The organism is Streptomyces sp. NPDC052701 (genome assembly GCF_040678355.1).
Classification (GTDB): domain Bacteria; phylum Actinomycetota; class Actinomycetes; order Streptomycetales; family Streptomycetaceae; genus Streptomyces.
Genome location: NZ_JBFATO010000034.1, coordinates 38,885 through 58,300, shown reverse-complemented (window position 1 = coordinate 58,300; position 19,416 = coordinate 38,885). Strand labels below are relative to the sequence as shown.

The 19,416-nt window shown below is 70.5% G+C and carries 20 protein-coding genes and 1 pseudogene; 10 read left to right on the top strand and 11 right to left on the bottom strand.

Going from position 1 to position 19,416, the window contains the following annotated elements; all coding sequences use genetic code 11:
* Positions 1–860 precede the first annotated feature (860 nt).
* Positions 861–1,454 carry a hypothetical protein gene (locus tag AB0L29_RS28800; protein WP_365831093.1) on the bottom strand — a complete coding sequence of 198 codons (594 nt, stop codon included), beginning with the start codon at positions 1,452–1,454 and terminating at the stop codon, positions 861–863.
* Between the two features lie 134 nt (positions 1,455–1,588).
* Here AB0L29_RS28800 and AB0L29_RS28795 point away from each other — a divergent pair.
* Positions 1,589–1,747: pseudogene (locus AB0L29_RS28795) on the top strand (IS630 family transposase); the annotation flags it as partial.
* A 56-nt stretch (positions 1,748–1,803) separates the two neighbouring features.
* Here AB0L29_RS28795 and AB0L29_RS28790 read toward each other — a convergent pair.
* Together AB0L29_RS28790 and AB0L29_RS28785 are read right to left on the bottom strand one after the other, a co-directional pair.
* On the bottom strand, positions 1,804–2,202 hold the full coding sequence (locus AB0L29_RS28790; protein ID WP_189880498.1) for a hypothetical protein: 399 nt from the start codon (positions 2,200–2,202) through the stop codon (positions 1,804–1,806).
* Positions 2,202–2,477, bottom strand: a complete 276-nt coding sequence (locus AB0L29_RS28785) for a hypothetical protein (protein WP_358569927.1) — start codon at positions 2,475–2,477, stop codon at positions 2,202–2,204. Before AB0L29_RS28785 ends, AB0L29_RS28790 begins: the two co-directional genes overlap by 1 nt.
* A 427-nt stretch (positions 2,478–2,904) precedes the next feature.
* Here AB0L29_RS28785 and AB0L29_RS28780 point away from each other — a divergent pair, with 427 nt between their 5' ends.
* From AB0L29_RS28780 to AB0L29_RS28755, 6 genes are all read left to right on the top strand, one after another.
* On the top strand, positions 2,905–3,240 hold the full coding sequence (locus AB0L29_RS28780; protein WP_365831045.1) for a PadR family transcriptional regulator: 336 nt from the start codon (positions 2,905–2,907) through the stop codon (positions 3,238–3,240).
* On the top strand, positions 3,237–4,124 hold the full coding sequence (locus AB0L29_RS28775; protein WP_365831043.1) for a hypothetical protein: 888 nt from the start codon (positions 3,237–3,239) through the stop codon (positions 4,122–4,124). The genes AB0L29_RS28780 and AB0L29_RS28775 overlap by 4 nt, the downstream gene beginning before the upstream one ends.
* A 271-nt stretch (positions 4,125–4,395) precedes the next feature.
* Positions 4,396–5,352: a DUF4184 family protein gene (locus AB0L29_RS28770; protein ID WP_365831041.1), complete on the top strand. Its 957-nt coding sequence runs from the start codon at positions 4,396–4,398 to the stop codon at positions 5,350–5,352.
* A gap of 391 nt (positions 5,353–5,743) precedes the next feature.
* A complete protein-coding gene (locus AB0L29_RS28765) occupies positions 5,744–5,992 on the top strand; it encodes a hypothetical protein (RefSeq protein WP_365831039.1) in 249 nt (82 codons plus the stop codon).
* Positions 5,992–8,262 (top strand): heavy metal translocating P-type ATPase, encoded by a 2,271-nt coding sequence (locus AB0L29_RS28760; protein ID WP_365831037.1) that lies wholly within the window; start codon positions 5,992–5,994, stop codon positions 8,260–8,262. Before AB0L29_RS28765 ends, AB0L29_RS28760 begins: the two co-directional genes overlap by 1 nt.
* Positions 8,259–8,780: a copper chaperone PCu(A)C gene (locus AB0L29_RS28755; protein ID WP_365831035.1), complete on the top strand. Its 522-nt coding sequence runs from the start codon at positions 8,259–8,261 to the stop codon at positions 8,778–8,780. The genes AB0L29_RS28760 and AB0L29_RS28755 overlap by 4 nt, the downstream gene beginning before the upstream one ends.
* A 454-nt stretch (positions 8,781–9,234) precedes the next feature.
* On the opposite strand, the gene AB0L29_RS28750 is transcribed toward AB0L29_RS28755, so the two are convergent.
* On the bottom strand, positions 9,235–9,864 hold the full coding sequence (locus AB0L29_RS28750; protein ID WP_365831033.1) for a hypothetical protein: 630 nt from the start codon (positions 9,862–9,864) through the stop codon (positions 9,235–9,237).
* A gap of 343 nt (positions 9,865–10,207) precedes the next feature.
* On the opposite strand from AB0L29_RS28750, the gene AB0L29_RS28745 reads away from it, so the two are divergent.
* Positions 10,208–10,777, top strand: a complete 570-nt coding sequence (locus AB0L29_RS28745; RefSeq protein ID WP_365831031.1) for a peptide deformylase — start codon at positions 10,208–10,210, stop codon at positions 10,775–10,777.
* A gap of 55 nt (positions 10,778–10,832) precedes the next feature.
* Here AB0L29_RS28745 and AB0L29_RS28740 read toward each other — a convergent pair whose 3' ends face one another.
* The 5 genes from AB0L29_RS28740 to AB0L29_RS28720 all read right to left on the bottom strand — a co-directional run bounded on the left by AB0L29_RS28740 (position 10,833) and on the right by AB0L29_RS28720 (position 14,882).
* On the bottom strand, positions 10,833–11,423 hold the full coding sequence (locus AB0L29_RS28740; protein WP_365831029.1) for a hypothetical protein: 591 nt from the start codon (positions 11,421–11,423) through the stop codon (positions 10,833–10,835).
* Positions 11,424–11,582: 159 nt separating this feature from the next.
* Positions 11,583–12,347: a restriction endonuclease gene (locus tag AB0L29_RS28735; RefSeq protein WP_365831027.1), complete on the bottom strand. Its 765-nt coding sequence runs from the start codon at positions 12,345–12,347 to the stop codon at positions 11,583–11,585.
* Entirely contained in the window at positions 12,344–12,553 is a 210-nt protein-coding gene (locus AB0L29_RS28730; RefSeq protein ID WP_365831025.1) for a hypothetical protein, read from the bottom strand. Before AB0L29_RS28730 ends, AB0L29_RS28735 begins: the two co-directional genes overlap by 4 nt.
* Positions 12,554–12,876: 323 nt before the next feature.
* On the bottom strand, positions 12,877–14,244 hold the full coding sequence (murF, locus tag AB0L29_RS28725) for a UDP-N-acetylmuramoyl-tripeptide--D-alanyl-D-alanine ligase (RefSeq protein ID WP_365831023.1): 1,368 nt from the start codon (positions 14,242–14,244) through the stop codon (positions 12,877–12,879).
* The gene (locus AB0L29_RS28720) at positions 14,241–14,882 is read right to left on the bottom strand and encodes a C39 family peptidase (protein ID WP_365831021.1); all 642 of its coding nucleotides are present in this window, start codon (positions 14,880–14,882) and stop codon (positions 14,241–14,243) included. The genes murF and AB0L29_RS28720 overlap by 4 nt, the downstream gene beginning before the upstream one ends.
* Positions 14,883–15,112: 230 nt before the next feature.
* Between AB0L29_RS28720 and AB0L29_RS28715 the strand changes: the two genes are divergently transcribed.
* Both AB0L29_RS28715 and AB0L29_RS28710 read left to right on the top strand, forming a co-directional pair.
* Positions 15,113–15,955, top strand: coding sequence for a sugar nucleotide-binding protein (locus AB0L29_RS28715; RefSeq protein WP_365831019.1), 843 nt, complete (start codon positions 15,113–15,115; stop codon positions 15,953–15,955).
* 150 nt (positions 15,956–16,105) lie between these two features.
* On the top strand, positions 16,106–16,681 hold the full coding sequence (locus tag AB0L29_RS28710) for a GNAT family N-acetyltransferase (protein ID WP_365831017.1): 576 nt from the start codon (positions 16,106–16,108) through the stop codon (positions 16,679–16,681).
* Positions 16,682–17,205: 524 nt separating this feature from the next.
* Here the strand turns inward: AB0L29_RS28710 and AB0L29_RS28705 are convergent.
* Positions 17,206–18,300, bottom strand: coding sequence for an NUDIX domain-containing protein (locus tag AB0L29_RS28705; RefSeq protein ID WP_365831015.1), 1,095 nt, complete (start codon positions 18,298–18,300; stop codon positions 17,206–17,208).
* Positions 18,301–18,349: 49 nt separating this feature from the next.
* Positions 18,350–19,123 carry a PIG-L family deacetylase gene (locus AB0L29_RS28700; RefSeq protein WP_365831013.1) on the bottom strand — a complete coding sequence of 258 codons (774 nt, stop codon included), beginning with the start codon at positions 19,121–19,123 and terminating at the stop codon, positions 18,350–18,352.
* Positions 19,124–19,416 lie beyond the last annotated feature (293 nt).

The following is a 19,416-nucleotide window of genomic DNA, read 5'->3' as shown; positions in this document are numbered from 1 at the left end:
TCCACCCACCGCGTAGCGGTCTTACGATCTGCAATCGCATATGTCTTTCCTCCAAGAGGGAGAACTTTCGTGCCGCGCTGCCGCTGCGGCGGCAGCGCGCGGCCATCAGCGGACTGCCCACCCAGGCCCCCTACTGCGCAGGCTTTGACACGATTGCGTACGCATCAAGGCGAAACGTGAGGGCGCCGATGCTGACACGGTGGAACTCTGCCTGGGTGGGTATTTCGTGGTGTTACACGAACCGCCAGAGGTGATCGGTGGTGCCGTTTTCGTTGAACTGCACAACGTGGGGGCGTGGCCATCAGGTCGGCGCCCATGACCTTGCCAAATTTCCTATTGCGGATCAGCCGACACCCTCCACCGGAGCTGCCACCGTTGCCCGGGGTCAAGCTCCACGAGGGGGGTGCCCTGTTCTGGCGCTCACGTGGGGGGAGTTGTTGACACTGTGTTGATTCGTGGGGGGTCCTGCGCGGAGGGGACGCTATTGGACTGAACCAGTGCCGTCAAGGTTGTAGAACCGATCCAAGGCGCACAGAGTCAACCATGGCTGGATTGGCGCCATGCCGACAGCTGCACGGGTCGCGTTGCACACTCATCCTGGCCGAGTATCTCGGCAGCTCCTCTTGCCTGACCATGCGTTTTTGATCGCCAGCTCTATGGATCACTTTCGGTCATCTTCCGCGTTGCACGATCACGGGCCCTCGCCCTGAGGTGTACGGCTCGGCCATCTTGCATCAAAGGTGTAGACGTTTGGCCCGATGACTGGTGTGCTGCTCCTGAGCTATGCACCCGCCTACACCCTCAATCCCGGCTGTGCACAGCATCTTGGCCGCCGTGCAGCAACTCCCACACTTCGGTTGCTACTGACCTTTTAATTCGGTGGGTGTGCTGGTCAGGCGAGTGGGAGGCTTTTGGAGTGGCTTATCAAGCCTCGCCTTCGGCTGCCGGCTCGTCCCTTCCTCCTTTGTCGCGGCCTCAGTTGGCGGAGTCACGGCGTGTTCGGGCGGTCGAGTTGTTTGAGGAGGGCGCCTCGAATACGGAGATCGCGCGAGCGGTGAGGGTGTGGTGTGCCCAAAGTGTGCGGTGTCGGCGTCGGGTGTGGGAGGAAGGCGGCGTCCCGGCCCTGCGGCGGCGCGCTGCCACTGGTCGCCCGCCCCAACTGGACGACGCCCAGGTCGAGACTGCCCGGGCCGCGTTGGCGCGAGGTCCTCAGGCTTATGGTTTCGAGGCCGACCTGTGGTGCAGCGGATCCCGCGGCGGCGCAGGTATGCACGGTTTTTCCAGGAGGCGTAAACCTTATCGGCGCGCACTCGACTGGGGCGGACGCGTGGCTGGCCCAGCCCGATGCGGGGCACGCGAACCTTCTCCAACACGGGTTCGAACTGCGGTGAGTATCCGTGCTGTCCGGCCGTCACCACGATCGACATAGGCTTCTGACCCTGCTCGACTGCCAGGTGGAGCTTGGTGGTGAATCCACCACGCGACCTTCCCAGCCCGTGATCGCGGAGCTCGGTGAAGATGCCGCCCGGTGATTCTTTCTGCAGGTCGCCCTTCTTTCGGGCTCCGGCCGCATGCTGATGCGCGCTTCGAGGCCCAGTTCACCGCCCTGCGCTACTTCGCCCTGGACGGCACCGACCACGCCAGCCACAAGGAGCAGAGCAGCATGATCCGCCGCTACATCATCTGGCGAAACCGTCACGCAGCCGATCAACGACTACGACCCGTGGTCGACAGGGCGAACGTTGCCGATGCGGCACTAGCAGGAGCGGCACTGACCGTCTTCTGCTGTCGGTGGCTGGCCGGTTACTGACCGGGGTGGACGGCCTGGACGCCGGTGCCGGCGTAGGCCTTGGGGGTCAAGGTGAGAAGAAACCGCCCGGCGGGGTGGGCGGCGGATGGGCGGGCGGCGTGGATGGCGTGGACAGCGGCCCAGGAGTGGCCGAAGCGCAGCAGTTCGGTGGCGGTGACCGCGGCGTCAGTGTCGAACGCCTCGATCCGGATGAACCGCAGCCCCTTGATGTAGCCCAGCAGTCCGGGCCGCTCGGCGTCACCGGCCGTCAGCGACAGCACCGGCGCATACAGATCACCGAGCCCGCCAGAGGCCTGCACGTAGAACGCGGCGACCGCCTCGTTGAACGGATCCTTCGGGTCGTACAGAGCAGCGGCGGTCGTGTGGTCCAGGACGACCGAGATCGCCGCCACTAGGCGGCCGTCTGCGAGCCGTGGTGCGCCCCGCCCAGGCGCTCCAGCAGCGCCCGGGCCTTCGCCTCGGCCTCTGGGCTGGGCGCGCTGCCGAGGGCGGAAGCGAGCTCGGCACGGGCCAGCTCGGCACGCTCGGCGTATTCAGCCTGAGTCGGAGTGCCCTGCGCAAGATCCTCCACCAGGCTGCGAATGGTGGTGCCGTGCTCGGCCGCCAGCTGCGCCAGCCTGTCCCGCGCCGCCGCGCTCACCTTGATGCTCGTCTCATCTGCTGCCATATACCTCACTCTACCGCGCCCCTCTACTGCTGGTAGAGGAAACGTGACTATGCGGCAGCCCGCCCACGTTCGGAAGATCACTTGGGTGCGGGGCTCGACGTGTCCTATGGCCCGGAAGCCGGGTCACCGCCATCAGGGGGCGTTGGCCCGGCCGGGTCGTCCGGCCAGCCAGTACACGCCCGGATCACCGGTAGCCGTCACTGGCTGAGGTCAGGCAATGATCACGGAAGCACCGGGCGCGGAAATCCGGGAACCGCTCCGGCACGGTGGCCGGGCCTGGTAGAAGGCGCCCGGACAGGGGCCGCCGCTCTCCCCGTCCGGGCGCCTGGAGCCTACAGCCCGTGTCAGGGCCTCGGCAGCGGCAGGCCGGGCATCAGCGGGTGCCGCAGGTGCTGCGAAGGTCCGTCGGGCGGAATACTCTGTCGGTATGAGCGAACGAGGAATGCAAGAGCTGGCCCTGCTGCTGCTGACGGCGCTGGCGAATGCCCCTCGGCACGGGTATGCCATCGCCCAAGAGGTCAAGACCATCACCGACGGCCGAGTGGCGCCGCGTACCGGGGCGCTCTACGGGGCGCTGGACAGGCTGCTGGCGGAGGGTTTGATCCAAGTGGAGCGTGAGGAGGTGGTGGGCGGCCGGGCTCGTCGTATCTTCGCTCTCGCTCCCGCCGGGCGGGAGCGGCTGGAGGCCGAGGCGGAGCGGCTGGCCGCGACCGCCCGGGAGGTCAGGCGGCGTCTGGCCGCCGGTGCGGCGGCTCCGGCGTGAGCGATCCCCTCGCCCGTCTGTATCCGGCTGCATACCGGGCTGCTCACGGGCAGGAAATCATCGACGTGCACCGGGAGATGACGGCGGACATGCCGCGTCCGGCCCGGCTGCGTGCGGACGCCGACCTGGCCGCGCACGCCCTGCGGGTTCGACTGGGGCTTGACTCGGCGTCACCTGCGGGACGTTTCTTCGCCTTGGCCGCCCCGTTCGCGCTGGCGGCCGGTGCGGTGCACAGCGGGCTGCAACTGACACGCTGGTACGCCGGGCTTGTTCTCTCGCCGGCCCCGGTACGGGTACAGCTTTTCGCCATGGATGGTACGTGGGCTCTGTACATGCTGCTCTCACTGCTGGTGTGCGTCGGCGCGGTCATCGCCTTGACCGGCCGGTGGGGTCCGGGTGTGGGGATGGCCGTGTGCGGGCTGCTGGGGACGGCCATGCAGTGGGCCGTCGGCGATCACGCGTACGACAGGGGGGCCACCGCTCCGGTCGCGGCGTTGCTGACCGTCGCCGTCGTCCTCGCCTGCCCTCCGGATCGACGCGGTGACAGGCGGCTGTCGGCGGCGGCCGGAGCCATGGCTGCCGCGGGGTGGTTTCCCGTCGCCGTCGTGAATGCGGGGACCTATACAGAGGCCTTCGGTGTGACCACGGACTACGGCGCCTGGCCGATACTGGTCCTCGCCTTCACGGGGGCCGTCCTCGCCCTCCGCGCGCGTTCCTCAGGTCTGCGTGAGATGGGCGTGATGGCCGTGGCCTCTCCGCCGCTGGTCGCCTACTCCTACGCGACTGTCTGGGGCGATCTCCGGCCCGTCCTCGGCACCCTTTTTCTGCTGCCGGTCGCGGTCGCGCTCACCGCGTTCTTCCAGGCAGTGCGCCGCCGACGCTGACCCCTCCGTCACTTTCCGGCCGCCCGCCAACGGGCGGCCGGCTTTGCCGTGCCGACCATGTGTCTTGCCTGACGGCTTCCACGCGGGCAGCACACCGTGCCCCGCACACGTTGCAATGGTCCGTTTAGATGAATACTCTCTCCAGAGTTCTATCCGGGAGTGCCGTCTGGGCCAGCCGTGCGATCTCGGGGGTGCCCCGGCGAAAGGGCGCCCGCAGCGCGACGTGCAGTGACGCCCACCCGGTCCCTTCCGAGCAGAGAAGATCATTGAGTTGCCGTTCACCTTGTCCCACCCCGCAGCAGTGCTGCCGCTGATGCGTCGGCCCTTCGTTCCGGCGTCTCTGGTCGCGGGTGCCGTGGCACCCGACGTCCCGTACTTCCTGGCCGTCCTCGGCGTGTCCGAGACCAGCCCCCAAGACTGGTACGGGCCGCTCCTCAACGCCACGGAGACCCACTCCCTCGGTGTGGGCCTGGTGGTCAATCTGCACCTTGCCATCGGTCTGGTCGCCGCCTACCGGATGCTGCGCGCGCCGATCACAGCACTGCTCCCATCCGGCCTCCGCCTTCCGGAACCCGAGCGGACAACCGGCCCGCCGGCCAAGGTCCGCTACACCATATGGCTCCTGGTCTCCGCCCTGATCGGTATCGCCTCCCACCTCGCGTGGGACTCCTTCACCCACGGCGACGGCTTCCTGGTCACCCACGTGCAGCCGCTGCGCGCCTCGGCCCTGGGAGGCTTGACGGTCGCCCGGCTGCTGCAGTACGCGAGCACCGCCTTCGGCCTGGCGGCCGTCGGCTGGCATCTTTGGCGGCGCCGGGACCGTCTGGGCACCCGCCGCGGCACCGACACCGTTGCCCGCCTGGGTCCCGTCATGCGGTGGAGCGTGGTCACTCTGCTGGTTGCGGCACCCGTGCTGGGCGGCGCAGTCAACACCCGGGATGACTTCAACGCCTACCGCTATGTGACCGAAGTGGAGCACAGCCAACCGACTACCGTCGACCTGGGCGACGGCGCGAGCGAGACCACCTATCCCTCCAAGATGGTCCAAGCTCCGTGGGGGACCCTCGCCGAAGGCGTGTTGACCGGGGCCGCCAAGAGAGCGGGCGCCTCGTTCGCGGTCGCACTGCTGCTGTACTCCGCCACTTGGCAGATCTGCGCTATCTCGCGCCGGCCAGCGACGGCGCCCAGCCCCGCCCCCACGCCGCAACCGACTCAGGACGGGACGTGACGGCCCTCGGCAGACGGTTTCCGGGCCCCGAACGGCCGAGGTGCCTGGTTTCAGCCCCGGCGACGGGAGCGGGGTCGCGCTGCGCGACGTGATGCACACCCCGCACGGCTCGCCGTTGGCGAACTCACGGGCGGCTTCGACGTCGTCGGCCTGGACGGCCCGGAGGTAGCTCAACGCGCTGATGGCCGGTTCGCCGGATCGCGGGGCGAGTAGAGCGCCTGCCTGGCCGGCGGAGACCGGCCGGCCGGGCAACGGTCCATGGACACGCGGCCGCATGCGTGTGGCGCACGCCACATATGTGCTTCGGAACTTGGTCCTCGGCCGTTCCGACTGCTTCATCGTTACGGCTCGATCCGACGGCCGCCGTACGACGCGATCTGGAGACCCGGTGATGGACGTGCCCAGGCAATCTCCCACCGGCGCGGGTGTGGTGCTGCGCAAGCTCATGCCCCCGCCCGCGCTCTGCGGCTTCCTCCTGCTGCTGGCAGTGCTGTTCGCGGCTTCGTACGCCGTGGGGGCCGCCGCTGGGCCTGTCGCGCCCGGCATGCATGGCACGTCCGGCGGCAGGGGCGGCGGCACCGGTGGCACTGGCGGCAGCGGGGATATGGGGGACATGGACATGCACGGGGGAGACCACTGATGGGTGCGGAACCGGTGACCGCCCTGGTGACGACCGATCTGACCGTCGGCGGCATGACCTGTGCGGCCTGTGTGACACGCGTCGAGAGGAAACTCGGCAAGCTGGGCGGCGTCACGGCGAGCGTCAATCTGGCGACCGGGCGGGCCCGGGTGAGCCATCCGGTGGAGATCAGCCCCGAGGAACTCGTCGCAACGGTCGAGAAGGCCGGATACACGGCCGCCCTGCCCCAGCCGCCGAAGATGCGGCAGCGGGAGGAGGAGAACGGGGAGCCGAACTCCGAGGAGACCCGGCAGGAGGGTGACCGTCTGCTGATCACGGCCCTGCTCGCACTGCCCGTTCTCGTCCTGTCGATGGTGCCTGCGCTGCAGTTCCGCAACTGGCAGTGGCTGTGCTTCGTGCTGGCCGCGCCGGTGGCCGTGTGGGGCGCGTGGCCGTTCCATGCGCGGGCGGTGCGGGGGCTGCGGCACTCGGCGGCGACCATGGACACCCTGGTGTCGCTCGGCGTGATCGCCTCTTTCGCGTGGTCCTCCTACGCGCTCTTCCTCGGCGGCGCCGGTGATCCCGGCATGCGCATGCCGTTCAGCCTGGTGCCCTCGGCGTCGGAAGGCGTCGCGCACGTCTACCTCGAAGCGGCCGTCGCCGTGCCGCTGTTCGTGCTCGCGGGGCGGTTCCTGGAGGCACGGGCCCGGCGCGGGACCGGGGCGGCACTGCGGTCGCTGGCCGACCTGGCGACCAAAGAGGTGTCGGTCCGCGACGGCGACGGCTCCGAACGGCTCGTGTCTGCCGAGGAGCTGGGCGTCGGGCAGGTCTTCCTCGTACGTCCCGGGGAGCGGGTGGCCACCGACGGGCAGGTGATGGAGGGCAGTTCGGCCGTGGATCTGTCCCTGGTCACGGGGGAGAGCGAACCGGTCGAGGTCGGTCCGGGCTCGGCGGTCGTCGGGGGAGCCGTCAATGCCGGCGGGCTGCTGCTCGTACGGGCCACCGCCGTCGGGGCAGACACCCAGCTCGCACGGATCACCCGGCTGGTGACCGAGGCGCAGGCCGGCAAGGCGAAGACGCAGCGGCTGGCCGACTCCGTCGCCGGTGTCTTCGTTCCGGTCGTCCTCGCGCTGGCCGCCACCGTGCTCGGGTTCTGGCTCGGCGCCGGGGCCGACCCGCAGGCCGCCGTCACCGCGTGCGTGGCCGTCCTGGTCGTCGCCTGCCCGTGTGCACTGGGACTGGCCACGCCGACCGCACTGATGGCCGCAACCGGACGCGGGGCCCAGCTGGGCGTCCTGGTCAGCGGTCCCCAGGCGTTGGAGGGGCTCCAGCACCTGGATACGGTCGTAATGGACAAGACCGGCACGCTCACTTCGGGGCACATGAGTGTCGCCCGGGTCACGGCCGCACCCGAGGGCTTGGGCAGGGACGCGGTGCTGCGGCTGGCGGGGGCGGTCGAGCAGGGCTCAGAGCACCCGCTGGGGCGGGCTATCACCGCGTACGCCTGCCGGGCTCTGCCCAAGCGGCCGTTGCCGCAGGTGAGTGGGTTCACCGCAGTGCCGGGGCGGGGAGTGCACGGTCGCGTCGAGGGACGACTGGTGGAAGTACTCGTCCCGGAAGACGACTTGCCCGCCGCCCTGGCGGAGGCGTTGGCGGCTGCCGAAGCCGCCGCACACACGGCCGTGCTCGTGCGCGTGGACGGCGTGAATGAGGCACTGATCGAGGTCGGGGATGTCGTACGGCCCGGCAGTTACCGGGCTGTGGACCGGCTGCGGCGCCTGGGCGTGAAGCCCGTGCTCGCCACCGGCGACCGTCAGGCACCTGCCCAGGCCGTCGCCAAGGCCCTGGGCGTCGACGAAGTACACGCTCGCTGTACCCCCGAGGACAAGGCCGCTCTCGTACGGGACCTGCAGGAGCAGGGGTACCGGGTCGCGGTCATCGGCGACGGTGTGAACGACGCCGCCGCGCTGGCCGGCGCGGACCTCGGCATCGCCATGGGCACCGGTACCGACGTCGCCATCGAGGCTGCGAACGTGACGCTCGTGCGCGGCGACATCGAGGCCCTGGCGGACGCCGTACGGCTGGCCCGGCGCACGCTGGGCACCATCCGCGCCAACCTCGTGTGGGCCTTCGGCTACAACGTCGTGACCGTGCCACTCGCCATGGTCGGTCTGCTCAACCCGATGCTCGCCGCGGCGGCGATGTCGGTCAGTTCGCTCCTGGTGGTCGGCAACAGCCTGCGGCTGCGCGCCTGGCAGCCCGCTCCCGCGGTCCGGAGGCGTACCCGATGACCGACCAGAACCTCTGGCGGCCGACCCGCCGCCGGCTCACCGACACCGTGCTCGCCGCGCTCGCGCCCATCGCCGCCTGCGGGCTCGCCCTCGGCGGGCTGAGCGTGTGGACCGCCTATGGCAACGCGGGCAGCCCGGCGCGGATCACGGTCACTGAGGGACGGGTCTTCCTGCCGACGGGCGACAGCACGCAGACAGCGGCATTCTTCCGGATCACCAACAGCGGAGGCTCGCAGGACCGGCTGCTGAAAGTGACCTCCGCCGAAGCCAGCGGTGCCACCACGCTCAGCCGCCACCGTATGGTCACCGCCAACACGGCATCCAGGCAGACGGTGACATCGGTGCCCGTCCCGGCCGGCGACAGCCTCGCCATGTCCCCCTCCGGCCTCGACGTGATTGTGCCGGTGAATGGCAAGTGGCAGGCCGGTGATCTCATCGCCTTCACGCTGCACTTCGAACGCAGCGGGGCCGTGCAGAACCTTGCTGTGGTGGTCCGCCCGGGCCAGGACGGCGCGTGAATACCCCGTGGACGCAACTTCGACGAGCGTCCACGGGGAGGGGGCGTCCTCACGCAGCTGACGGCAGGGCGCCGACGAGCGGAGTGTCGTCGACGGGCAGACCGGCGTCAGGCCGACGCCACGGTCAGCCGGTCCAGGGCGCCGGCCTTGGCCTGGGCCACGAGGTCGGCGAACTGCTCCTCGCTCATCTGCACCTGCTGCCCGAAGTCGTCGGTGATGCGCACCCGCTTGTCCTCGGGTGCATCCGAGTCCAGGAAGAGCTGCGGACAACCGCAGTTGCACACCGTTCAAGCAGCGCAGCCACATAGGCCGCTATGCGTTCGGATGGAGGCTCTTCCACCTCGCCGTCGACGTAGCGGTCGCACAGCTCGTTGAAGACTCGGCCGGCAGTCTTGTCGTCCGCCGGCCTCTCGCCTTCCCAGACAGCCAGGTCGTAGCTCATGCCAGGAGACTCTCACGCCGCTCTGACAGCCATAAGAAACAGCGTCTTAGGGTCGTTGTCGCGGGCGTGTGCGCGGGCCTCGATGAGCTTGGTGAACGCCAGAACCCGCGGCGCCGCGTGTCCCTTGGCCCGCTCGAAGGCGCCCTGGGCCATGTCCACGGCCTCGGAAGCGAAGCCGCGCAGCAGGGACTGCATGGCCATGGTGGTCAAGACGTAGCAGCCGAGCTGGACGTCACGGCCGGCCCGGACCAGGCGCAGGGCCTGGATGAAGTGGCGCTGGGCGGCGTCGTGCTGGCCGACATCGAACGCGGTCCACCCGGCCAGCCGGGAGAGCTCCGCGGTGACGGAGAACAGCTCGCGGCCCACGGCGTCGGAGAACGAGCCGCGCAGCAGCGGGGCCGCGCGCTCGGTCAAGCACGCGGTGACGGAATTGGCCTTCCAGTTCCCGCCGCCGTACTTGGAGTCCCAGTGGCGGGCCTCGTCGGCGGCGTCCCGCAGCTCGTCGAGGTCGGCGCGGCCGACCTGCTGGCCGCCCGTGTGGTCGGCGGACCCGTCGGCGAGGGTGACCAGCCAGCGGGTGACCGGGGTGGTGAAGGCGGACACGGCGAAGCCGGATCCGGTGAGGAAGTCGCGGCGGTTCACGCTGCTCCAGAACGAGGTGCCTATCCGGACCGCGTCCGCGCGGTCCCGGGGGACATCCAACCTCACATCAGCATCCGGTGTCTCGGCCTCGCCCCGGTGCGCCCGAGCACGCCTGGGCCCTGGCAGCCTCGCCGCGCGGCTCCGGGACCTCACTGGAGCCCCGGCCTCGCTGGAAGCTGCGGCCTGAGCAACGTATTGCTGTTCTCCCGTCCTTCCTCTGCACGAGGAGGACGGGAGGCGGACCTTCTCCGGAGTACCGCCACACTCGCCCTACACGCCCGGTACCGTCTGAGACGCAAGAAGCAAGTTCGACGCAACATGGCGCATACCGACGGGAGTTCAGGTGACCCAGGTGCGGCCCAGCGAGCAGATGCGCGAGCTCGGAGTCGTGCAGCGCGGAGCCTCCATCCTCGCCGAGCCGGCCCGCGCCTTCGACCTTCCGGCCGAGCGCCGGGAGGCCGAGCAGACCGTCGAGCAGTTGTTCTCCGCCATGCAGCGGATCGGTCAGACTCACCCGTTCGCCAAGGGAATGGGACTCGCGGCGCCTCAGATCGCGATCGGCCGGGCCGCCGCCGTGGTCCAACCCCCCGACCCCGGCACCCCGCCGATCGTCCTGATGAACCCCCGCATCACCGACCGCTCCGACGAGACGGGGGAACAGTTCGAGGGCTGCCTCAGCTACTTCGACGTCCGTGGCCTCGTTCCGCGGCCGCTGCGGATCACTGTCGAGACCACGACCCTGGAGGGCCAGACGGTATCCGCCGTCTATGAGCGTGGGCTCGCACGGTTGATCCACCACGAGATCGACCACCTGGACGGCCTGCTTGACACCGCACGGATGCGGACCGGCGCCGCACCCATCTCCGTCGAGGAGTACCGCCAGACCGGCCGGGCATGGACCTACGAGCAGTAACGGCCGGCCGACGACGGAAACCGTCCACGCCGCCGGCGGACCGAAGCCAACCGGGCTACAGGGACCGGCAGATCTCGCGAGCCTGGCCCAGATCCTTCTTCACCGTTGCGTCGAAGTCGAAGACTTGGGCGTGGCGGTCCTGTGATCGGCGAATGGCCTGTGCGAGCTCCTTGTACTTGGGGTCGGCCGCTGCCGCCGACGCAGAAAGTGCTCCGGCTGCCGCATAGCGGTTGAGGGCGACTTCGCCGGCAGGGCCCTTGGCCGTGTACTTCTCCGGGTCGAACCCGTCGAGCGCCTCGCAGGCGGCACGCGCATCTGCGGCCGGGGTCCCGTCGACAGGGGAGTCGGAGTCGGCGTTCATCGCCCATGCAGCGCCCATCCCCGCGGTGCCGAGCACGAGCCCGGCGACGAGCGAGAGCACCACGGTCCTCGTGCGGGTGCCGGGCTGCTCGTAGGAGGTCGAGGTGGGCGCGAGGGTGGAAGGCTGCTGTGGCTGCATCCGGCCAAAGGTAGCGTGACCGGCCACGGACCAGGCAGGCACCCCTACATGCCGCTCCAGCGGCTTGCGGCGACCAGACGGCTGGGCCGCCATGTCGAGTGCGACGGCCCTGACCAACTGCTTTCCCCCTCCCTCGTTGCGATGCATCCGATGACAGTGCTGGATTCCGACCCGGCTGTGACACTGCTGGACGGCTGCGCCTGTGCGCGACCCCAGTGCAGACCTGGCCGTCGCGGGATGGGATGCGTTGAGGAAGTCACGTGAGTCCGTCCGTTCGGCCCATGCCCCACCGCGCCTCGGCAAGGATCAGGACCCAGAGGCGGGACGGCGGGGAGAGGGAACCGCGCTCAGGAGTTCCCACAGAGGAGTAGAGCCGGCGGCCCACCGGGCGAGCAGATGGCGGTCGACGAGGTGGAGTCGCTGGGAGCGGGCGAAGGCGACGGCTTTGTCCGTGAAGCGGCCGTTGGTGACCAGGACGACGACGTCGCCGTTGTGGACGGGCCTGCCGGTGCCGTTGAGGACGTGCAGGTCCGGGGTTCCGACCGCAGAGCCGGCCAGTCCGGCCTTGCGGTGCTTACATTGGATCACCCACAGGCGGCCGAACGGGTCCCTGGCCTTCACATCAGCGCCATTGTCGCCAGCCCCACCGACTCGGATCGCCTCGGGGTAGCCGTCACGGCGCATCAGATCTCGTACGGCTTCTTCGAACTGCCGGTGGTGCAGGGCGTCGATCTGCGGCATCGCGTAGCGCAGGCCCTGCTCCCGCACCCGGTTCCAGCGGGCGGCCTCCCGGCGCCGGTGCACCCATACCCCGCCGGCCGCCACCGCGACGAGCAGCAGCACGATCGGCACCCAGGGGTGCGCGGCCAGCCACCGCAACGCGCCGACCATCAAGCTCCACACCACGGCGAGCACCAGGAGCAGCAGACCGGCCTGCTCCCAGCCGAAGGCCCGCCTTGGGCGGTAGGAAGCCGGGCGACGCCTCGGCGTGGAACGGCGTCGAGAAGCGGGAGACGTACGGGGCTGGCGTCGGGCGGGGGAACGGCGAGTGCTCCGGGATCGAGGGCTCATGTGCCGGCCTGCGAGATGCCGCTCACCAGCTGCTCGATCACGTTGAAGATGCCCTGGCCCAGCGGGGTCGGCGCGATTACGATGCCCAAGGCCAGGACGAAGAGGGCAGTGTTGCGTTCCTCGACACGGCTTCGGGCCTGAGTCCTGCGGCGTAACCGCATCACCACGATGACCGCGAGCAGCACCCCCACGTTGATCGTCACCATGCGAACCCGCTCCCGCCCCGTCCTCGTCTCCTGCACTGTTCCTGGCTGCCCTGAAGGGCCGGGGAACAGTGCAGCCGATCAGGCGACCGAATCGCAGCGGGTCAGTGAACGTTGGCGGAACGTCGCCGGACGCTGTCCGGTTACCGCCCGGACACCCGTTCCCACAGGTGAAGAGGTAGAGGGACCCGAGCGGCCGTTCCGGCCCGGCGACCGCACTCGCCAGAGAAGAACCGGCCTCGACACCGGCCAACAGCAGCTCCGAGCAGGGCCGGGCCGGCGGCAGACAGCCATCCACAACGGGTGACTGCGGCCTCTGTCGTGGATCAGACGGTGAGGAGCTGGTCGGCGACGGCGTCCAGTTCCAGGGCGTGGGCACCCTTGACGAGCAGGACGTCGCCTGGGAGGAGGACGGCGCGGACGGCGGCGCTGACCGTGTCGGCGGTATGCCGGTCGGGGGCGGTGTGGGTGGCGGCGGTGTAGGCGTCGGCCAGGACGTCGGCGCCCTCTCCGCTGCCGACGACAAGGAGGTGGGCGAGGCCGGCCCGGGCGGCGGCGTCAGCGACGCGCCGGTGCCACTGGACGGAAGCGTCGCCGAGCTCGGCCATCTCGCCCAGGACCGCGATCCGTCGACGACCGCGCCCCACTTCGGTCAGTGCGTCGAGGGCGCCCAGGACGGACTCGGGGGAGGCGTTGAAGGCGTCGTTGATGACGGTGACACCGTCGGTGCGGGTGGTGACGGCCATGCGTCCTCCGGTGGCCATCCGTGCCTCGGACAGGGCCGTGGCAACGGTGTCGAAGGGCACGCCGGCGGCGAGCGCGGTCGCGGCGGCGGCCAGTGCGTTGGTGGCGTTGTGCCGGCCGTAGACGGTGAGTTGGACGGCCGCGGTACGGCCCTGGTGGTGGAGGGTGAAGGTCGGGCGGCCCTCGTCGGTGGTGATGTCGGTGGCGCGCACGTCTGCGCCCTCGTCGGTTCCGAAGGTGAGGATCCGGCCGTCGTGTTCCCGGCGCATGGCGGCCACGAGCGGGTCGTCGGCGTTGAGGACGGCCGTGCCGGTCGCCGGGAGGGCGCGGACGATCTCGGCCTTGGCCTCCGCGATGGCCTCCCGGGAGCCGAACTCCCCGATGTGCGCGGAACCGATGCCCAGGACGGTGGAGATACCGGGGCGGGCGATGTCGCACAGGGCCTGGATGTGGCCCTTGCCGCGCGCGCCCATCTCCAGCACGAGGTACCGGGTATCGGGCCGGACGGAGCTCACGGTGACGGGGAAGCCGATCTCGTTGTTGAAGGAGGCATGGGTGGCGACGGTGGGGGCGTGAGCGGCCAGGACGTGGGCGAGGAGGTCCTTGGTGGTGGTCTTGCCCGCCGAGCCGGTGATGCCGATGGTGACGCCGTCGTAGCGCTGGTGGACGGCGCGGGCGAGGTCGGACATGGCGGTCAGGACGTCAGGGACAAGGACGGCCGGGACGTGCACCGGGCGCTGGGCGAGCGCGGCAACGGCTCCCTGCTCGACGGCGAGGGCAGCGAAGTCGTGGCCGTCGACCAGAGCGCCGGTGAGGCAGGCGAACAGGGAGCCGGGCGAGGGATGGCGGGAGTCGAACGCGAGCGGCGCGTCGACGACGGGGGTGCCGTCGGTGGTGTCGAGTACGCCCCCGGTGGCGGCGGCGATCTCGGCGAGGGTCATGGGGATCATCGGACCGGCTCCTCGGTGTGCGACAGGACGATGCCGCGGCGGGCGTAGAAGCGGGGCAGGTCGGCCCAGGGGACGCGGTGGGCGCGCTGGCTGTGGCCGGGAAGGCCGCTGGGGTTGTTGATGCGCAGGGCCGTCTTGTCGGCGCCGACGGCAAGGACGAGGTGGCCGCCCTTTGAGGCGGGGTGCGGGGCGAGTGTCCGGATCGTCTTGTGGACCGAGATGACGACGAGGGAACCGGCGTGAAGGGCGTCGGCGATCTGCGTCTCTGCCAGGTCGGTGTGGACGGTGGCGGTGATCGCAGGCCATCGGCGGGTGACGTAGGCGGCGAAGGGCCGGTAGATCAGACCCGCCACGGTGTCGTCGGCGCGTACGTAGGCCCCGGCCTCGCACAGGTCAGTCACGAGCGGCATGACGGGCGGGACCTGCTCACCGAAGTAGTCCAGGGCCATGCGCAGGCAGGCGATGCCGCAGGTGCGGTCGGCCCAGAACGCGTCCTCGTCGGGGTCGGCAGCGCCGGACTTCTGCCACAGGGGGTCGTCACGGACCGATCTCGTCCCGGCGATGAACTCCGGGACGAGATCGGGTGATTCCCACTGCGAGTAGTACGGGACCTGGTGGAGCGTCGATCGGTCGGGCATACCCGTCAGTGTCACCCGCAGCACGTCGGGAGGCTGGTTGAACGCGCTGTCGACAGGCCGGTCAGCCGGACGGCAACCCGCGCGTGCGCGGGCTTCCATGCCTCTGCTTGCGTCTCTGGGCCATGGACCGCCCCGTCTCCCGACTTGGCCGGGTTACCCGGCTTCAGAGGATCAGCGGATCCCGCCAAAGCCGCCATGGGTGGCACCCGTCGCCCGTAACGTGAGGCGGCATGAGTGTGCTGATCATCGGCGGCAGCGGCTTCCTGGGTGCCGAGCTGGTACGCCAGGCGGTGTCCGCGGGCCGTCGCCCGGCCGCCACCTTCCACTCCCGCCCCGGCAGCGGCGACGGGGCGACCTGGCATCACCTCGACCTTCGTGACCCCGCCCGCCTGGAGGAGGTCCTCGACACAGTGGCTCCGGCCGCGGTGATCAACGCGACGAGCGGCGGCGCGGACTGGGAGGTCACCGCCGAAGGCGGTATCCGCCTCGCCCAAGCCGCGGCCGAGCGCGGCATCCGCCTGGTGCACGTCTCCAGCGACGCCGTCTTCTCCGGCACGGGCCGCGGCTGGTACGACGAGTCTCGCCTTCCGGATCCGCTCACGCCGTACGGGGCCGCGAAGGCGGCCGCCGAGACCGCCGTACGCCTCCTGTGCCCCCACGCAGCCGTCGCCCGCACCTCACTGATCATCGGCAACGGCCGCTCCGAACACGAGCAGTTGGTGCACGCGCTGGCCGCCGGCACCCGGCAGGGCGCCTTGTTCATCGACGACATCCGCTGCCCCGTCCACGTGGAGGACCTCGCCGCCGCCCTGTGGGAGATCACCGGGTCCGCCACCGCCGGCGTGTTCCACCTGGCCGGCCCAGACGCCCTGAGCCGCTACGAGCTGGGCGAGCTCATCGCACGCCGCGACGGGCTCGACCCCGCCCAGCTGCCCTCCGCGCGCCGCTCGGACACGGGACTGCCCGGCGGGCTCGACGTACGACTTGACAGCCGCGCCACCCAGCAGAAGCTGCACACCCGGCTCCGCGGCGCCCGCGAGTTCCTGAGCGGGAGCAGCCCGGGACAGACCTGACGGGCGTTCCTTCCGGCGCTGTGAAGAGGGGGCGGGCCCCTGCGAGGCGGTCTTTCAGCGGCTGCGGGAGAGGAGCCGGCCCGGCCGGCAACTGCGCGCCGCCGGACACGGTGATGCGCTCGAGGCCCTCCGCACGGCACTATCGACACCATGACCTCGCTGCTCCAGGCCGCCCCCCAATGGACGCTCACCGCCGTCCCCTACGGCAGCCCCGACGCCCGCGCGCTCGCCCATGCCCTCCACCAGGAGCAGCTGGCCACCTACGGCACCGCCGACGACCCCGAAGCCACCGAGGAGGCGGAATTCAACGCCCCCAACGGCCTGTTCCTCGTCGCCCGGTTCGGGGACGGACCGGCACTGGCCTGCGGTGGCTGGCGCACTCTCAACGCCTCGGCTGCCGAGATCAAGCGGATGTACGTCGCACCGGCCGCTCGCGGGCAGGGACTCGGGCGCCGGATCCTCGCCACTCTGGAACAGGACGTGCTCGGCCGCGGCCCCACCGAGATCCTGCTGGAAACCGGCATACGCAACGTCGCCGCCCTCGGCCTGTACACCGCATGCGGCTACGAGCCGATCCGCTCGTACGTCCCCGGCCGCAACCCCGAGATCAACCGGGCACTGAGGAAGGTCATCCGGCCGCAGCCGGCGTCCCACCCCCACACCGGCCTTCTCGTGCAGCACGCGCCTCAGGCCCAGGATCCGGTGCGGGTGACGGGACGAGGGTGATGTGCATCCACGGCACGGCGTGCTCGCGGAAGGAGTGGCCCAGTGGTTCGATGCCGCTCTGGTCAGCGAGGCTGAACCCGGTGACCATGGCCATGTCGGAGTCGTCGGCGATGGACACGAGCTGCGATCCGCAGTCGGGACAGAAGCCGCAGCGAAGGGTGGGGTAGGGGAACCACCATTTCGGCTCGCCGCCGGAGCCAGTCCAGCTCAGCGAGTCCTTGGGGAACCCCACCCACAGTACGGCGGGCCCGCCGGACACCCGAGTTTCTCGCTCACAGGAGCACAGGTGCGGATCGTCCGGAATACCTCTGACCTGGTAGGAAATGTGGCCGCACGCGCAGTGCCCTGTCCGGACCGGCATCTGGGGACCGGTGGTGGAGGCAGTGTTCGGCGACAGGCTGTGGGCAGCCTCGGTCGGCAGCGACGAAGTGGGCGCGGTCTGCTGGCCGACAGCAGGCGATGAGCTGGTCATGGGAGTCCTCGCTTCGAGACGGGCCCGGCCTCCTGGGGTCGGGCAGGGACTGTCAGAGGGCGAACGTGCCGACGGCCGGTTCGGAGACGGGCTGGCGTACGGCCTTAGGGATGCCAAGCCGGGTACGGGCCTGGTGAAGGGCGGCGAGCTGGTCGACGGCCGGCCAGCCCCAGTCGAAGAGCTCCAGAGCCTGTTCGGGCGTGGCCAGGATGCGGATGTAGGTACGGCCGGTGGCCGGATCGACAGGCGCAGGCCCCAGGCAGGTGAGCGCGGCGGCGTACCGCAGACGGGAGCACGATTCGTCGGGAGCGGCAAGGTGCCCGATGAACAGCGGCTCCCCGACCTCGGCCGCGGCCTCCTCGCGGCTCTCCCGGCGCAGTGTGAGCACAGGGTCGCCGCGGTCCTGGAGTTCGGGAGTGCCACCGGGCAGGCAAGCCGCGCCCGTGTCCGGCTCCAGTAGCACAAGCACGCGGCCGTCCGGGGCAAACAGCCAGCCCCACACCTGGTGTACAGGAAGGTGCTCCGGAGCCGGACCGGTATGGAAGGGGAAGTGGTGCCGGTCGCGGGCGGTGCGCAGGACACCGGCCCGGTCCAGAACGGTGGGGGCGATCGGGAGACCGTCCTCCAGCAGGACGGGGCCGGCGGCGTTGATACGGGCGCGCAGCGCGGACAGAGCCCGGCGGGCGTTGTCGGGCGACATCAGCTCGGGCAGTCGGGCGGGTTCGACGAACTCGACCGCCTCGATCTCACCTGCGCGGGGCCGGATGGCGGCGATCTGCTCGTCGTCCCACGTCCCGCCGTCGAAGACGTGCAGTACCTCGCCGGGAAACCGCATGGCGGGGCGCGCGTTGGCGCCGGCGGCGGAGACCCAGTCCACGGCGAGCCCGCGGTCGAGTGCCATCGTCACGCCGAGCTCTTCGTACAGTTCGCGGGCGGCGGCCCGGGCGGGTGACTCGCCCTTGTCGACCGCGCCGCCCGGCAGGAGGCGGGTGTCGCGGTAGCCGACGCGCTCGGTCAGGACCCGGCCGCGCCGGTCGGTGATCACTGCGGACGCTCCGGCCCACACGGCCGCCTCGGCGCGTTGAGCCCCGTACTGCTCGTCGGTGAAGGTGCTCGGTGTTTCGTCCGAGGTAGGTGTGGTGGTCATCGTGGACTCCAGTTGTGCGGTGCGCGCGGAGAGTGCGGGGGCGTGCCTGTCAGGCGAGGAGCCGGGACGGATCGCCCGGGACGGGGCCGGGGGTGAGCCTGGTGAAGGACTCGGTGCCGATGATCTCGTTGCGTTCGGGTTCGGGCAGGCGGGCGAGGATGCCGGGCAGGGGCCGTTCGCGTGCGACCTCCCCCTGGTGGGCAAGGATGGCCGACCACTTCACCCCGGCCCACGGGCTGACGTCGACGATCGTGGTCACATACGCGTCGGGGACGGTCAGCACGCTCTTCCCGACCCTCTCCAGCAGGGTCCCGAGCCGGCCCACGCCAGCCTCCGAATGCGTGGCCGCGTACAGGGCCGACGGCTGCCAGGGGGCGCCCGCCTCGGGGTAGAGGTACTCGAGACCGGCGGCCTCGACGGCGAGCAGGGTGATCTGGTGGGTGCGTACGTGGTCGGGGTGGCCGGTCAGCTGGCCGAGAGCGTCGTGAGTGACGACGATCTCGGGGCGGAAGTCGCGGATGTGGGTGACGAGACGGCTGACGGCCTCGTCGAGGGGCGCGTCGACGAGGCGGGACTCACCAGGGGCGGACTCGGGGTTACGGGCATCGCCGTAGCAGAGCAGCCGCGGATGCCCGGCGCCCAGGACCGCGAGAGCCGCGGCGAGTTCGGGCGCTCGCCGGCTGGACGGCGCCCAGGTGGCGGCGACGACACCGGTGCGCGCTCCGGCGGCGTGGTGCTGGGCGAGTACGCCGCCGGCCAGGAGGCTCTCATCGTCCGGGTGCGCGAACACCCCCAGCAGCGACGGCAGCGGCGGGCTGTTCATGACGAAGGGTTCTCCTCGAAGTGGTGGGGGCGGAAGGTTCAGATGACCGGCGGCCGGCCGGCGGTGGTGAGCCGGTACACGGCGCGCCAGCTCATCGGGCGCCGCAGCTGCGTACGCCGGGTCGTCCAGCCCTCGCGCATCCCACGCAGCGTCTGACGCAGCCCGCCACCGCGTACGGCACGGACCACGGTGATCACGGTCCACGCGCCCAGGTAGAAGGGGAGGAGCGGGGCGGGGAGGTTGCGGTGGGCGATCCAGATCCGGTTGCGGGCGGCGAGCCGGTGGTACAGCGC

Bases quoted from the DNA above. Each gene is read 5' to 3' on its own strand.
- AB0L29_RS28785 (WP_358569927.1), bottom strand. From the start codon at position 2,477: ATGGCAGCAGATGAGACGAGCATCAAGGTGAGCGCGGCGGCGCGGGAC.
- AB0L29_RS28780 (WP_365831045.1), top strand. From the start codon at position 2,905: ATGAGCGAACGAGGAATGCAAGAGCTGGCCCTGCTGCTGCTGACGGCG.
- AB0L29_RS28765 (WP_365831039.1), top strand. From the start codon at position 5,744: ATGGACGTGCCCAGGCAATCTCCCACCGGCGCGGGTGTGGTGCTGCGC.
- AB0L29_RS28760 (WP_365831037.1), top strand. From the start codon at position 5,992: ATGGGTGCGGAACCGGTGACCGCCCTGGTGACGACCGATCTGACCGTC.
- AB0L29_RS28755 (WP_365831035.1), top strand. From the start codon at position 8,259: ATGACCGACCAGAACCTCTGGCGGCCGACCCGCCGCCGGCTCACCGAC.
- AB0L29_RS28740 (WP_365831029.1), bottom strand. From the start codon at position 11,423: ATGCATCGCAACGAGGGAGGGGGAAAGCAGTTGGTCAGGGCCGTCGCA.
- AB0L29_RS28735 (WP_365831027.1), bottom strand. From the start codon at position 12,347: ATGAGCCCTCGATCCCGGAGCACTCGCCGTTCCCCCGCCCGACGCCAG.
- AB0L29_RS28730 (WP_365831025.1), bottom strand. From the start codon at position 12,553: ATGGTGACGATCAACGTGGGGGTGCTGCTCGCGGTCATCGTGGTGATG.
- murF (WP_365831023.1), bottom strand. From the start codon at position 14,244: ATGATCCCCATGACCCTCGCCGAGATCGCCGCCGCCACCGGGGGCGTA.
- AB0L29_RS28720 (WP_365831021.1), bottom strand. From the start codon at position 14,882: ATGCCCGACCGATCGACGCTCCACCAGGTCCCGTACTACTCGCAGTGG.
- AB0L29_RS28715 (WP_365831019.1), top strand. From the start codon at position 15,113: ATGAGTGTGCTGATCATCGGCGGCAGCGGCTTCCTGGGTGCCGAGCTG.
- AB0L29_RS28710 (WP_365831017.1), top strand. From the start codon at position 16,106: ATGACCTCGCTGCTCCAGGCCGCCCCCCAATGGACGCTCACCGCCGTC.
- AB0L29_RS28705 (WP_365831015.1), bottom strand. From the start codon at position 18,300: ATGACCACCACACCTACCTCGGACGAAACACCGAGCACCTTCACCGAC.
- AB0L29_RS28700 (WP_365831013.1), bottom strand. From the start codon at position 19,123: ATGAACAGCCCGCCGCTGCCGTCGCTGCTGGGGGTGTTCGCGCACCCG.